Below are 12,283 nucleotides of genomic sequence, written 5' to 3' on the forward strand. Positions count from 1 at the left end.
CGGCATGCGCGCGGCCCTGGAGTCGGGCAAGCGCGCGCGCACCGCCGTGCTCACCAAGCTCTACCCCACGCGCTCCCACACCGGCGCGGCGCAGGGCGGCATGTGCGCCGCCCTCGCCAACGTCGAGGAGGACAACTGGGAGTGGCACACCTTCGACACCGTCAAGGGCGGCGACTACCTCGTCGACCAGGACGCGGCCGAGGTCATGTGCAAGGAGGCCATCGACGCGGTCCTCGACCTCGAGAAGATGGGCCTGCCGTTCAACCGCACGCCCGAGGGGCGCATCGACCAGCGCCGCTTCGGGGGCCACACGCGCAACCACGGCGAGGCCGCCGTGCGCCGCTCCTGCTACGCCGCCGACCGCACCGGGCACATGATCCTGCAGACGCTCTACCAGCAGTGCGTGAAGCACGAGGTGGAGTTCTACAACGAGTTCTACGTCCTCGACCTGCTGATGACCGAGGGCCGTGCGGCGGGCGTCGTGGCCTACGAGCTGTCGACGGGCAAGCTGCACGTCTTCCAGGCCAAGTCGATCGTCTTCGCCTCGGGCGGCTTCGGCAAGGTCTTCAAGACGACGTCCAACGCGCACACCCTCACCGGTGACGGCATGGGCATCGTCTGGCGCAAGGGCCTGCCCCTGGAGGACATGGAGTTCTTCCAGTTCCACCCGACGGGCCTCGCCGGTCTGGGCATCCTGCTCTCCGAGGCCGCGCGCGGCGAGGGCGGCATCCTGCGCAACTCCGAGGGCGAGCGCTTCATGGAGCGCTACGCCCCGACGATCAAGGACCTCGCGCCGCGCGACATGGTCGCCCGCGCGATCCACACGGAGATCCGCGAGGGCCGCGGCTGCGGGCCCAACAAGGACTACGTCCACCTCGACCTCACGCACCTGCCGCGCGAGCAGATCGACGCGAAGCTGCCCGACATCACGGAGTTCGCCCGCACCTACCTCGGCGTCGAGCCCTACACCGAGCCGGTTCCGATCGTCCCTACGGCGCACTACGCCATGGGCGGCATCCCGACCGACATCGACGCCCGGGTGCTGCAGGACGACATCCACGTCGTCCCCGGCCTCTACGCCGCCGGCGAGTGCGCCTGCGTGTCGGTGCACGGGGCCAACCGCCTCGGCACCAACTCGCTGCTCGACATCAACGTCTTCGGCCGCCGCGCGGGCATCCACGCCGCCGCGTACGCCGCCGAGGCGGACTTCGTCCCGCTGCCCGAGGCGCCGGCGGCCTACGTCACGCAGCTGCTCGCCGACCTCTACTCGAGCACCGGCACGGAGCGGGTCGCGGCGATCCGCACCGAGCTGCAGGCGACGATGGACCTCAACGCGCAGGTCTACCGCACCGAGACGACGCTCAAGCAGGCCGAGAACGACATCCAGGTGCTCAAGGAGCGCTACCGCAACGTCGGCGTGCAGGACAAGGGCCTGCGCTTCAACACCGACCTGCTCGAGGCCGTCGAGCTGGGCTTCCTGCTCGACCTCGCCGAGGTGCTCGTGGTCTCCGCCCGCGCGCGCAACGAGTCGCGCGGCGGCCACTTCCGCGAGGACTACCCCACCCGCGACGACGTCAACTTCATGCGGCACACGATGGCCTACCGCCAGGTGGACGAGCAGGGTGACGAGGCGATCGAGCTGCACTACAAGCCGGTCGTGCAGACGCGGTACAAGCCGATGGAGCGCAAGTACTAGTGGACATCACGCTCAAGATCCGGCGCTACGACCCGGAGAACGACCTCGAGCCGCACTGGGAGTCGTACGCCGTCTCCTGCCTGCCCACGGACCGCGTGCTGGACGCCCTTCACAAGATCAAGTGGGAGATCGACGGCTCGCTCACCTTCCGGCGCTCCTGCGCGCACGGCGTCTGCGGCTCCGACGCCATGCGCATCAACGGCCGCAACCGGCTCGCCTGCAAGACGCTCGTCAAGGACATCAGTCCCGACAAGCCCATCACGGTGGAGGCCATCAAGGGCCTCCCGCTGCTGAAGGACCTCGTCGTCGACATGGACCCGTTCTTCGCGGCCTACCGCGACGTCATGCCCTTCCTCATCACGCAGGGCAACGAGCCCACCCGCGAGCGGCTGCAGTCCTCCGAGGACCGCGCGAAGTTCGACGACACCACCAAGTGCATCCTCTGCGCCGCCTGCACCACCTCGTGCCCGGTGTTCTGGACCGACGGGCAGTACTTCGGGCCCGCCGCGATCGTCAACGCGCACCGGTTCATCTTCGACAGCCGTGACGACGGCGCCAACCAGCGCCTGGAGATCCTCAACGAGAAGGAGGGCGTGTGGCGCTGCCGCACGACCTTCAACTGCTCGGAGGCCTGCCCCCGCGGCATCCAGGTGACGAAGGCGATCCAGGAGGTCAAGCGCGCGCTGCTCACGCGCGCCGTCTGACAGCGCGGTCGTGCACTGCCTGGGCTCCAGGAGTGCATGATCACGGCGAGATCCCAAGAGCCCGCCTGCACAGGAGCCCGCCCGGCCTCGGCCGCGGCGGGCTCCTCGCGTCTCGCTCGTGATCATGCACGTCCTGGGCTACGAACTCCCCGGTGATCATGCACATCCTGGGCGGTGCTCGTCAGGAGCGCTGCCTCAAGATCTGCATGATCACCGCCAAGGGGTCAGGGTCCGCAGCCCGCCATCTCCTCGTGATCATGCAGATCCTGGGCCGCCGCGCGGACGCCGGCCCAGGACGTGCATGATCACGGCGAGGTCAGTCCTGCGGCTCCGCCATGCCGCGGTGCGCGACGGCCTTGAGCTTGTCCGGGAGCACGATGTTCGCGGCGCCCGTGGCCTTCGTCTTCAGCGAGCCGGCGACGAGCTTGCCCTTGCCCTCGAACAGCGCGTCGACGCCCTGCTTGGCGACCTGCGCCGGGTCGTCCTTCCCGCCCCGGCCCACGCGGGTGTCGTCCATCTCCGCGCGGTGGAAGAAGTTCGTGTCCGTCGGGCCGGGCATGAGCGAGGTGATGGTGACGCCGGTGTCCTTCATCTCCTCCTGGAGCGCCTGCGTCCACGACTGGAGGAACGACTTGGTCGCGTTGTAGACCGACTGGAAGGACCCGGGCATCGTCGACGCGATCGACGACGTGACGAGCAGACGGCCCTCGTCGCGCTCGGCGAAGGCCCGCAGCACGCGCTTGCCGAGGTGCACGGTCGAGATGACGTTGAGCTCGATCATCCGGATCTCGTCGGCGAGGTCGGTGTCGAGGAACGCCCCTCCGAGCCCGACGCCGGCGTTGAGCGCGGCGACGTCGAGCGGGCGACCCGTACCGACGGTCGCCGCGAAGACCTCCTCCACGCCGGTGAAGGTCCGCAGGTCGGCTTGCACGGGGTAGACCTCGATGCCCAGCGAGCGCAGGTCCGCGGTGACGGGGGTGAGGTCGTCCTCGGCGTTGATGACGAGGTCGTGGCCGCGCTCGGCGAGCTGGCGGGCGATCTCCAGCCCGATGCCGCTCGAAGCGCCGGTCACGAGGGCGAGGGGGGTGCTGGCTACCATGACCCCTCCCCTACCCGCTTGCGCGAGGATGCAGGCATGGCGCGCATCCGAGCGTACGAGCCGGCCGACCTCCCCGCGGTCTACGAGATCTGCCTGCGCACGGGCGATGCCGGGCAGGACGCCGCCCCGCTGCTGCGCGACCACGACCTCATGGGGCACGTCTGGGCCGGCCCGTGGTGCCTGCTGGAGCCGGAGCACGCCTTCGTCCTCGAGGACGACGAGGGCGTCGCGGGCTACGTCCTCGGCGCCCTCGACACCCGCCGCTTCGAGGCGCTCTGCGAGGAGCGCTGGTGGCCGCCGCTGCGCGCGAGGTACGCCGCTCCCTCCGGAGATCCGGCGCGCTGGTCGCTCGACGAGGCGCTCGCCGACCGGATCCACCACCCGCGGCTGGCGCCGGAGGCCCTCGTCGCGCTCGCGCCGAGCCACCTCCACATCGACCTGCTGCCCCGCGCCCAGGGACAGGGCTACGGCCGCGCCCTGCTCACGACGCTGTTCGACGCCCTGCGCGCCGGGGGCTCGAGCGGCCTGCACCTCGGCGTGCACCCGCGCAACACCGGCGCCATCCGGTTCTACGAGCGGTGCGGGCTCGTCCGCTCGGCGTTCGCCACCGACGGCGTCGTCATGGTCCGCTCGCCGCTCTGAGGTCCCGCACCCCGCCAGGCGCGTACGCCGCGGAGCCCGAGCCACCCCACCGCGGTCCCGATCGCGAGCGACGCGACGACGAGCACGAGGTGGACGAGGAAGAACGCCGTCGGCCCGTGGTGCCAGCTGCGGTCGTCGGCCCAGATGGCCTTGAGGAACCGCGGCCAGATGAGCCACGACCAGACCCCGACGGCGAGCAGGAACCAGGACGCGCGGCGCGAGAGGGTCACCCCTCCATCCTCCCAGCCGCACCTCCGGGGGACACGCGGGCGCAGCGGCGGCCCAGGAAGGGCGCGCGACCCTAGGCTGGGCCGGTGCAACGGCGCAGCGGCCTCCTCGGCATGACCGGCGCGCTCGTCGCCGTCGCGACCGCGCTCCCGGCGCCGGCCCGGGCCTCCGTCGGCGGCGACCAGATGACCCGCGGGGGCCTCGTGGCCGGCAGCGGGGTCGCCGCGCCTCCGGTCGTCCCGGCGCTGTCCTACGTCGTGGCCGACGCGGACACCGGCGCCGTGCTCGCCGCCAAGGCCCCGCACCGCGCGCTCCGTCCGGCCAGCACGCTCAAGCTGCTCACCGCCCTGACGCTCCAGCCCGTGCTGGACCCGAGGGCGACCTACCGGGGCACGGACGCGGACGCGAACGTCGAGGGCAGCCGGGCGGGGATGGTGCCGGGAGGCACCTACACCGTCACCAACCTGTTCCAGGGGATGTTCCTGCGCAGCGGCAACGACACGGTCCACGGCCTGGCGGTGCTGCACGGCGGCGTCACGAAGACCGTGGCCGACATGAACGCCGAGGCCGCGCGGCTGCAGGCGCTCGACACCCACGCCGTCACCCCGGACGGCCTCGACGAGGACGGGCAGGTCAGCTCGGCGTACGACCTCGCGCTGTTCGGCCGCGCCGCGCTGCGCAACCCCGCGATCGTGTCGTACGCGACGACCACGCACGCCCGCTTCCCCGGCGGCCCGCGCTCCTACGGCCACGCGCACCCGGCGTTCCAGCTGTGGAGCGAGCAGCGCTTCGTCCAGCACTACCCGGGCGCGCTCGGGCTGAAGAACGGCTACACCAGCCTGGCGCGCAACACCCTCGTGGCCGCTGCCCGCCGGGGCGGCCACACGGTCGTCGTCACGCTGATGGACGACGGCGCGGGAGCCTGGCGCGACGCCGCGAAGCTCGCCGACTGGTACTACGCCGGCGGCTGGCACGCCGCGCCCGTGGGGCAGCTCGTCGACCCGGTCCAGCCCGCGCCCGCCGCCGCCCCTGCCGTCTCCCGCGCGGCGGCCGGCACCCCGGCCGCCCTCCGCCGCGCGACGACGCCGTCACGCTCGTCGGTCGTCCCGGAGACGGCGGCAGGAGCCGGGGGCGCGCTCGTCCTCGCCGTCGTCCTGCTCCGGCTGCGCGCCGTGCGCCGCACCCGCCGCCGTCGTGCGCTGCGGGCGGCTCAGCGCCGCGACGTGCCGTCCCCGCGCCGTCCGAGCCGGACGGCCACGAGCGCGAGCACCCCGAAGAAGGCGTAGAACCGGCGCTTGGCCTCGGCCTGCACGGCGGCCTGCCGCTTGCGCAGGGCCTTCTGCTCCGCCGACCGCCGCTCGGCCCGCACCCGCAGCAGCGACACGTGCGCCGTGGGCAGCGCCTTCCCGGAGACGGCCTTCGCCTCCTCGGGGTCCAGCACGTCGTCCTCGGCCACCGTCAGTGCCTCGAGCGTCGGCTTGGGGCCGGTGACAGCCCAGGCGGCGGAGTACATGACCGCCCGGCAGATGAAGTTGATCCACACGAGCAGCCCGATGATGATCGCGAAGGCGCCGTAGAGCGCGTTGCTCGTCGTCTTGCCGACGAGGTAGGTCCCGAGCAGCTTGAGGATCTCGATGACCACCGCGCCGAGGACGGCCCCGTGCAGCACGTTGCGCCAGGGCAGCTTGTGACCGGGCAGCCGGCTGAAGACGAAGACCAGCACCACCGCGTCACCGGCGAGCGCGATGACCGTGCCGAGGACCTTCAGCGCGAGCAGGGCCCAGGTGTTGCCCTGCAGGCCGACCCAGCCCAGCGCCGTCTCGGAGAACGACGTCGCGAAGCTGGACAGCGCGGTCGAGACGAGCACGAGGCCGCCGAGCACGACCAGCACGAAGACGTCGGTGACCTTCTTGACGACGACGTTGGCCTTCTCGGGCGCCAGTCCCCACATCTGCCGAAGCGCCTCGCGGAGGGCGTCGAGCCAGGCGAGGCCCGAGAGCAGCAGGGTCACGAGGCCGATGATCCCGACCCCGGCCTTGGCGCTGCTGATCGTGTCCAGGTTGATCTTGCCGGGGTCCGTGCCGATCAGCCCGGGGAACGTCGAGTTGATCGACGAGGTGAGGTTCGCCTTCGCGTCCGGGTAGGCGTCCGACACGTACCCGATGACGGAGAAGGCGACGGCGACCAGCGGGAAGAACGACAGGAAGCCGAAGTACGTCACCGCCCCGGCCAGCTGCCCGCCACGCACGGTGCCGTAGTGCTTGTTCATCCGGAGGACGTGGTCGACGACGGGGGCGCGGGTGCGCACCTCGGTGACGGCGTCCTTGGCCGAGCTCACGACAGCAGGCATGGCGATGGCGTACCCCGCGCTGGGCGGTCCACCCGCCTCAAGATCGGGAGCGTCAGCAGCAGACGTCGGGTCCCGGCAGCGAGCGCCCGAGGACGTAGTCGCGCTGCGGGCGCCACACCCCGTCGGCGCCGTGCTCGTAGAGGCTGAAGCCCCAGACCCGGAACTTCGCCTCGTAGCGCGCCAGCCCCTCGAACGCCCGGTCCAGCGCCTCCTCCGGCACGTCGTGCGCCACGGTCACGTGCGGGTGGAAGGGGAACGCGAGGTCGCGGGTCAGCGGGCCGGAGCGCACGCCGTCCTCGAGCCGCTCGAGCTCGCTGATGCCACGGGCGACCTGGACGAACACCACGGGCGAGACCGGCCGGAAGGTCCCCGTGCCCCGCAGGTGCAGGTCGAACGGCTCGTCGCGCTGGGCGATGGTGAGCAGGTGCTCCTCCACCTGGCCCAGCAGCTCGTCGTCGACGGCCGTGGGCGGGAGCAGGGTGATGTGCGTGGGGATCGCGTCGGCCAGCGGGTCGCCGAACGAGCGCCGGTGCGCCTGCAGCTCCGCGCCCCACGGCTCCGGGATCGCGACGGCGACGCCGATCGTGCGCAGCGGGGCGGTGGTCACCGCTTCGCCGGCAGGAAGCCGACCCGGTCGTACGTCGCGGCCAGCGTCTCGCCGGCGACCGCCCGCGCGCGCTCCGCACCCCGCGCGAGGATGGCGTCGAGCCCCTCGGTGTCCCCGACGAGCGCCTGCACGCGCTCGCGGAACGGCGTGACGAACTCGACGAAGACGTCGGCGAGGTCCTTCTTGAGGTCGCCGTAGCCCTTGCCGGTGTAGTCCTCCTCGAGCGCGGCCACCTCGCGACCGCTGAGCGCGGACAGCATCGTCAGCAGGTTGCTGACGCCGGGCTTCTCCGCCGGGTCGAAGCGGACCTCGCGCCCGGTGTCGGTCACCGCGCTGCGGATCTTCTTCGCGTTGGCCTTGGGGTCGTCGAGCAGGTAGAGGCAGCCGGGGCCCGGCAGGCTCTTGCTCATCTGCTTGTCGGGCTGCTGCAGGTCGTAGATCTTGGCCGTCTGCTTGACGATGTACGGCTCCGGCACGACGAAGGTCTGGCCGAAGCGGCTGTTGAACCGCTGCGCGAGGTTGCGGGTGAGCTCGAGGTGCTGGCGCTGGTCCTCGCCCACGGGGACCAGGTCGGTCTGGTAGAGCAGGATGTCGGCCGCCATGAGCATGGGGTAGGCGAAGATCCCGGCCCCGGTCCGGTCGGCGCCGATGCGCTGTGACTTGTCCTTGAACTGCGTCATCCGGCTGGCCTCGCCGAAGCCGGTCAGGCAGGTCATCACCCAGGAGAGCTCGGCGTGGGCGGCCACGTGGCTCTGCAGCAGCAGCGTGCTGCGCTCGGGGTCGACGCCGCCGGCGAGGAACTGGGCGGCGGTGGCCCGGCTGCGCCGGCGCAGCACCTCGGGCTCGAACTCCACGGTGATCGAGTGCATGTCGACGACGCAGTAGAACGCGTCGTGGGTGTCCTGCAGCGCCACCCAGCTGGTCAGGGCGCCGAGGTAGTTGCCGAGGTGGAGCGAGTCCGCCGTGGGCTGCATCCCGGAGAAGATCCGGGGTCTCGTGGTGCTCGTCGCCATGCCGTCATTCTCGCACCCGGTGGACGGCGGCGGAGGCGCTGCCCGCCGCGACGCGGGCGGCGCAGGCTCAGCCGGCGATCTTGCCGGTGGCGACGAGGACCGCGAAGACGGCGACGGTGACGACCTCGAGCATCATCATGACCGCTCGGCGCGACGACTCCGGCATGGCTCCCCCTGGCTGTCCGCTCAACGGGCTCCCCTGCGGCGCGGGAGCCCCTACGTCGAGCAGGAGACGGTGGACCACCGGTCTGGTTCAGTCCCCGCGGGCAGCAGTCGCTCCGCCGTCGGCGACCGCGGCGAGCAGCCGTTCCACGGGCTGCGGGCGCCCGGTGAGGAAGCCCTGGACCAGGGAGCAGCCGAGCGACCGGAGGACCTCGAGCTGCTCCTCGGTCTCCACGCCCTCGGCGACCACGTCGAGCCCGAGGCTCGTGCCGAGCAGCAGCACCGTCTCGACCAGCGCCCGCCCGTCGGGCTCGTCGACACGGGCGACGAACGACCGGTCGATCTTCAGCACGTCCACCGGGAGCCGGCTGAGCATGCCGAGCGAGCTCCACCCGGTGCCGAAGTCGTCCATCGCGACGCGCACCCCCGCGGCCCGTACGCGCTCGAGCAGCCGCCGCGCTCCCTCCACGTCGGCGATGACCGCGGTCTCGGTGACCTCGAGGACGAGCGGCACGCCGCCGGGCACCGCGAGGGACTCCACCAGCTCGGCGAAGCCGGGACTGGCGAGCTGGCGGGCGCTGACGTTGACCGCCACGGGCAGCCGCAGCCGGCTCGCGTCGGCGCAGGCGCGGCGCAGCACCGCTTCGCCGACGGCGACGATGCGACCGGTCTGCTCGGCGACCTCGAGCCACGCGCCGGGGAGGAGCAGCTCACCGTCGCGGCGCCAGCGCACGAGCGCCTCCACCGACACCGGCCGCCCGTCGGCCGTCCGCACGACCGGCTGGTAGTGCACTTCCAGCCGGTCGGGCACGTCGCGGTCGAGGTCGCTCTCCAGCTGCACGCGCTCGAGCAGCTCGCGGCGCAGGCCCTCGCCGAACGTCTCGACGCCCGTGCCGCGCTCCTTGGCCCGCTGCAGCGCGGCGTGCGCGTCGCGCAGGAGGTCCTCGGGGCTGCCCTCTCCCGCCGGCGACGCCGCGATGCCGGCCGAGGCGGTGAGCGCGGGCCCGGGGAGGTCGAGCCGGGCGACCTCCGCGCGCACGTGCTGGGCGATCTCGAGCAGCCGGGCGGGCGGGCAGTCGCCCTCGCAGAGCAGGACGAACTCGTCGCTGCCGAACCGCGCTGCCGTGTCCGTGCTGCGCGCGGCCCGGGCGACCGCGCTGCCGACCTGGACGAGCGCGGCGTCGCCCGCCGCGTGCCCGGCGGTGTCGTTGAGCCGCTTGAGCCCGTCGAGGCCGAAGAACAGCACGGCCACGACGTCCTGGGTGCGGCCGGCACGGCCGAGCGCGCTCGCGAGCCGGTCCTGCAGCAGCGCGCGGTTCGGCAGCCCCGTCAGCGCGTCGCGGACCGCGAGGCGGCGCAGCTCCTCCTCGGCGGCGGCCCGCTCTGCACCCGCGGACAGGACGTGCAGCACCGACTCGACGACCTCGACGTCCTCCGGAGCGAGCTCGCCCTCCCAGCTCGCCTCCAGCTCCTCCCGGGAGCCGCCGACGCGGACACCGCGGGCCTGGCGCTGCCCCGGGGGCAGTCGCCGCTGCGGGACGGCGGCCGGGTGCGTGCCCAGCGGCCGGCGCTGCAGGCTGACGGGGGCGTCGACCAGCTCGCCGACCACGCGCACAGCGTCGGCCTCCAGCAGCGCCAGGTCGTCCTCGCCCACAGCACGGCCACCGAAGGCGGCCAGGGCGGACTGCCGCGACAGCAGCCGGCGCTCGGAGGCCTCGACGCTCACCAGTCGCAGCACCACGAGCATCCCCTGGGCGGCGACGAAGGGGGTGACCCACAGCGCGCTCAGCAGCTCGCCGAGCCGGCGGGATCCGGTGGTGTCGGCGACGGCCGCGATGAGCACCGCGGCCAGCACGGAGCCGACGAGCGCGCGCCGCGCCAGCGCCGAGCTCGAGCGGCGCGCCGCGTCGAGCGTCAGCCAGACGACGACCAGCACCACCGGGACGAAGGAGAGGACGACCAGCGGCCCGTAGACCGGGAACCCGTCCCGGTCGACCCGGTGGGCGTAGACGAGGTGGGTCGTCCCCCACAGCACGAAGCGCACGGCGTACAGCGCGAGCATGAGCGTGACGGCCAAGCGCGCGGGCGGCAGCCCGGCCCCGACGCGCGTCGCGACGACCGCGAGCACGGTCACGGCAGCGATGGCGGCGGTGCGGACGAGCAGCAGGGTCTGCACGTGCACGAGGGCGCCGGTGTCGAACAGCGCGGCCCCGCTCGCGAGCAGCACCGCGGCGCTCAGGCTGAGCAGCCCCGACCACAGCGCCGAGCGCTCCTCGGGCCGCCGGCGCCACCACAGCAGGTGCAGCAGCGCGACGAGCAGGGTGGCCCCGGCCAGGGCGTACTGGACGGCGACCGCCGCCTGCCAGTCCCCTCCGCCCATGCGCTACCACCGTAGGTCAGGGCGGGTGCTCCCGCGCTCCCTCCCCATGAGACCACAGCAGGGGCACAGCGGGAGCCTGACGGGCGTACGCGGGGGCAGGGACGCCGACGGCCCCCGCGGGAGGTCGCGGGGGCCGTCGTCAGGGCGTGGGCAGCGTCAGGCGCTGGCGCGCTTGCGCTGGAGGTTCTCGTCGAGCGCGGCGAGGAAGTCCTGCGTGGTGAGCCAGGGCTGGTCCTTGCCGATGAGCAGCGCGAGGTCCTTGGTCATCTGGCCACCCTCGACGGTCTCGATGCAGACCTTCTCGAGGTCGTCGGCGAAGGCCGTGACCTCGGGGGTGCTGTCGAGCTTGCCGCGGTGCTGCAGGCCGCGGGTCCACGCGAAGATCGAGGCGATCGGGTTGGTGGACGTCGGCTTGCCCTGCTGGTGCTGGCGGTAGTGCCGGGTGACGGTGCCGTGCGCGGCCTCCGCCTCGACGGTGCGGCCGTCCGGGGTGAGCAGCACGCTCGTCATGAGGCCGAGCGAGCCGAAGCCCTGCGCGACGGTGTCCGACTGGACGTCGCCGTCGTAGTTCTTGCACGCCCAGACGTAGCCGCCCTCCCACTTGAGCGCCGCGGCGACCATGTCGTCGATGAGCCGGTGCTCGTAGGTGATGCCCGCGGCCTCGAAGTCCGCCTTGAACTCCGCCTCGTAGACCTCGGCGAAGATGTCCTTGAAGCGGCCGTCGTAGGTCTTGAGGATCGTGTTCTTCGTCGAGAGGTAGACGGGGTAGCCGCGGTCGAGCCCGTAGCGCATCGAGGCGCGGGCGAAGTCGCGGATCGAGTCGTCGAGGTTGTACATCGCGAGCGCGACGCCGCCGCTCGGGAAGTCGTAGACGTCGAGCTGGATCGGCTCGCCGCCGTCCTTCGGCGTGAAGCTCAGCGTCAGGGTCCCCTCGCCGGGCACCTTGAGGTCGGTCGCGCGGTACTGGTCGCCGAAGGCGTGACGGCCGATGACGATCGGCTTGGTCCAGCCCGGCACCAGGCGCGGGACGTTCTGCATGATGATCGGCTCGCGGAAGATGACGCCGCCGAGGATGTTGCGGATGGTGCCGTTGGGCGACTTCCACATCTTCTTCAGGCCGAACTCCTCGACCCGTGCCTCGTCCGGCGTGATGGTCGCGCACTTCACGCCCACGCCGTGCTGCTTGATGGCGTTCGCGGCGTCGATCGTCACCTGGTCGTCGGTGGCGTCCCGGTGCTCGATGCCGAGGTCGAAGTACTGCAGGTCGACGTCGAGGTACGGCAGGATCAGCGAGTCCTTGATGGACTGCCAGATGATCCGCGTCATCTCGTCGCCGTCGAGCTCGACGACCGGGTTCTGGACCTTGATCTTCGCCATGCGGGCGCTCTCCTTCGGGTGCTTC

General features: G+C 72.3%; 11 protein-coding genes. 4 read left to right on the forward strand and 7 right to left on the reverse strand.

Going from position 1 to position 12,283, the window contains the following annotated elements:
- The first annotated feature begins 4 nt into the window (after positions 1–4).
- Both sdhA and EV189_RS10180 read left to right on the forward strand, forming a co-directional pair.
- Positions 5–1,696 carry a succinate dehydrogenase flavoprotein subunit gene (gene sdhA / locus EV189_RS10175; RefSeq protein ID WP_231116276.1) on the forward strand — a complete coding sequence of 564 codons (1,692 nt, stop codon included), beginning with the start codon at positions 5–7 and terminating at the stop codon, positions 1,694–1,696.
- Positions 1,696–2,400, forward strand: coding sequence for a succinate dehydrogenase iron-sulfur subunit (locus EV189_RS10180; protein WP_130492758.1), 705 nt, complete (start codon positions 1,696–1,698; stop codon positions 2,398–2,400). The genes sdhA and EV189_RS10180 overlap by 1 nt, the downstream gene beginning before the upstream one ends.
- A 316-nt stretch (positions 2,401–2,716) precedes the next feature.
- Here the strand turns inward: EV189_RS10180 and EV189_RS10185 are convergent, their stop codons facing one another.
- Positions 2,717–3,499 carry an SDR family NAD(P)-dependent oxidoreductase gene (locus EV189_RS10185; RefSeq protein ID WP_130492759.1) on the reverse strand — a complete coding sequence of 261 codons (783 nt, stop codon included), beginning with the start codon at positions 3,497–3,499 and terminating at the stop codon, positions 2,717–2,719.
- Between the two features lie 36 nt (positions 3,500–3,535).
- Here EV189_RS10185 and EV189_RS10190 point away from each other — a divergent pair, with 36 nt between their 5' ends.
- On the forward strand, positions 3,536–4,141 hold the full coding sequence (locus EV189_RS10190; protein ID WP_130492760.1) for a GNAT family N-acetyltransferase: 606 nt from the start codon (positions 3,536–3,538) through the stop codon (positions 4,139–4,141).
- Here the strand turns inward: EV189_RS10190 and EV189_RS10195 are convergent.
- Positions 4,069–4,371, reverse strand: coding sequence for an SCO4848 family membrane protein (locus EV189_RS10195; protein ID WP_231116247.1), 303 nt, complete (start codon positions 4,369–4,371; stop codon positions 4,069–4,071). The two genes, EV189_RS10190 and EV189_RS10195, sit on opposite strands and share 73 nt — an antisense overlap.
- An 84-nt stretch (positions 4,372–4,455) precedes the next feature.
- Here EV189_RS10195 and EV189_RS10200 point away from each other — a divergent pair, with 84 nt between their 5' ends.
- On the forward strand, positions 4,456–5,655 hold the full coding sequence (locus EV189_RS10200; RefSeq protein ID WP_130492761.1) for a D-alanyl-D-alanine carboxypeptidase family protein: 1,200 nt from the start codon (positions 4,456–4,458) through the stop codon (positions 5,653–5,655).
- Here the strand turns inward: EV189_RS10200 and EV189_RS10205 are convergent.
- The 5 genes from EV189_RS10205 to EV189_RS10225 all read right to left on the reverse strand — a co-directional run bounded on the left by EV189_RS10205 (position 5,580) and on the right by EV189_RS10225 (position 12,258).
- Entirely contained in the window at positions 5,580–6,719 is a 1,140-nt protein-coding gene (locus tag EV189_RS10205) for a YihY/virulence factor BrkB family protein (RefSeq protein ID WP_130492762.1), read from the reverse strand. The genes EV189_RS10200 and EV189_RS10205 overlap by 76 nt on opposite strands.
- A gap of 52 nt (positions 6,720–6,771) precedes the next feature.
- On the reverse strand, positions 6,772–7,311 hold the full coding sequence (locus EV189_RS10210; protein ID WP_130493000.1) for a 2'-5' RNA ligase family protein: 540 nt from the start codon (positions 7,309–7,311) through the stop codon (positions 6,772–6,774).
- A gap of 11 nt (positions 7,312–7,322) precedes the next feature.
- Positions 7,323–8,339, reverse strand: coding sequence for a tryptophan--tRNA ligase (gene trpS / locus EV189_RS10215; RefSeq protein WP_130492763.1), 1,017 nt, complete (start codon positions 8,337–8,339; stop codon positions 7,323–7,325).
- A 253-nt stretch (positions 8,340–8,592) separates the two neighbouring features.
- Positions 8,593–10,881, reverse strand: coding sequence for a putative bifunctional diguanylate cyclase/phosphodiesterase (locus tag EV189_RS10220; RefSeq protein ID WP_130492764.1), 2,289 nt, complete (start codon positions 10,879–10,881; stop codon positions 8,593–8,595).
- Between the two features lie 156 nt (positions 10,882–11,037).
- Complete coding sequence (locus tag EV189_RS10225; protein ID WP_130492765.1) at positions 11,038–12,258, reverse strand: NADP-dependent isocitrate dehydrogenase; 1,221 nt, start codon at positions 12,256–12,258, stop codon at positions 11,038–11,040.
- Positions 12,259–12,283 lie beyond the last annotated feature (25 nt).

Origin of the sequence: Motilibacter rhizosphaerae, from assembly GCF_004216915.1 — a bacterium.
GTDB classification, from domain to species: domain Bacteria; phylum Actinomycetota; class Actinomycetes; order Motilibacterales; family Motilibacteraceae; genus Motilibacter; species Motilibacter rhizosphaerae.

Bases quoted from the DNA above. Each gene is read 5' to 3' on its own strand.
- sdhA (WP_231116276.1), top strand. From the start codon at position 5: ATGCGCGCGGCCCTGGAGTCGGGCAAGCGCGCGCGCACCGCCGTGCTC.
- EV189_RS10185 (WP_130492759.1), bottom strand. From the start codon at position 3,499: ATGGTAGCCAGCACCCCCCTCGCCCTCGTGACCGGCGCTTCGAGCGGC.
- EV189_RS10190 (WP_130492760.1), top strand. From the start codon at position 3,536: ATGGCGCGCATCCGAGCGTACGAGCCGGCCGACCTCCCCGCGGTCTAC.
- EV189_RS10205 (WP_130492762.1), bottom strand. From the start codon at position 6,719: ATGCCTGCTGTCGTGAGCTCGGCCAAGGACGCCGTCACCGAGGTGCGC.
- trpS (WP_130492763.1), bottom strand. From the start codon at position 8,339: ATGGCGACGAGCACCACGAGACCCCGGATCTTCTCCGGGATGCAGCCC.
- EV189_RS10220 (WP_130492764.1), bottom strand. From the start codon at position 10,881: ATGGGCGGAGGGGACTGGCAGGCGGCGGTCGCCGTCCAGTACGCCCTG.
- EV189_RS10225 (WP_130492765.1), bottom strand. From the start codon at position 12,258: ATGGCGAAGATCAAGGTCCAGAACCCGGTCGTCGAGCTCGACGGCGAC.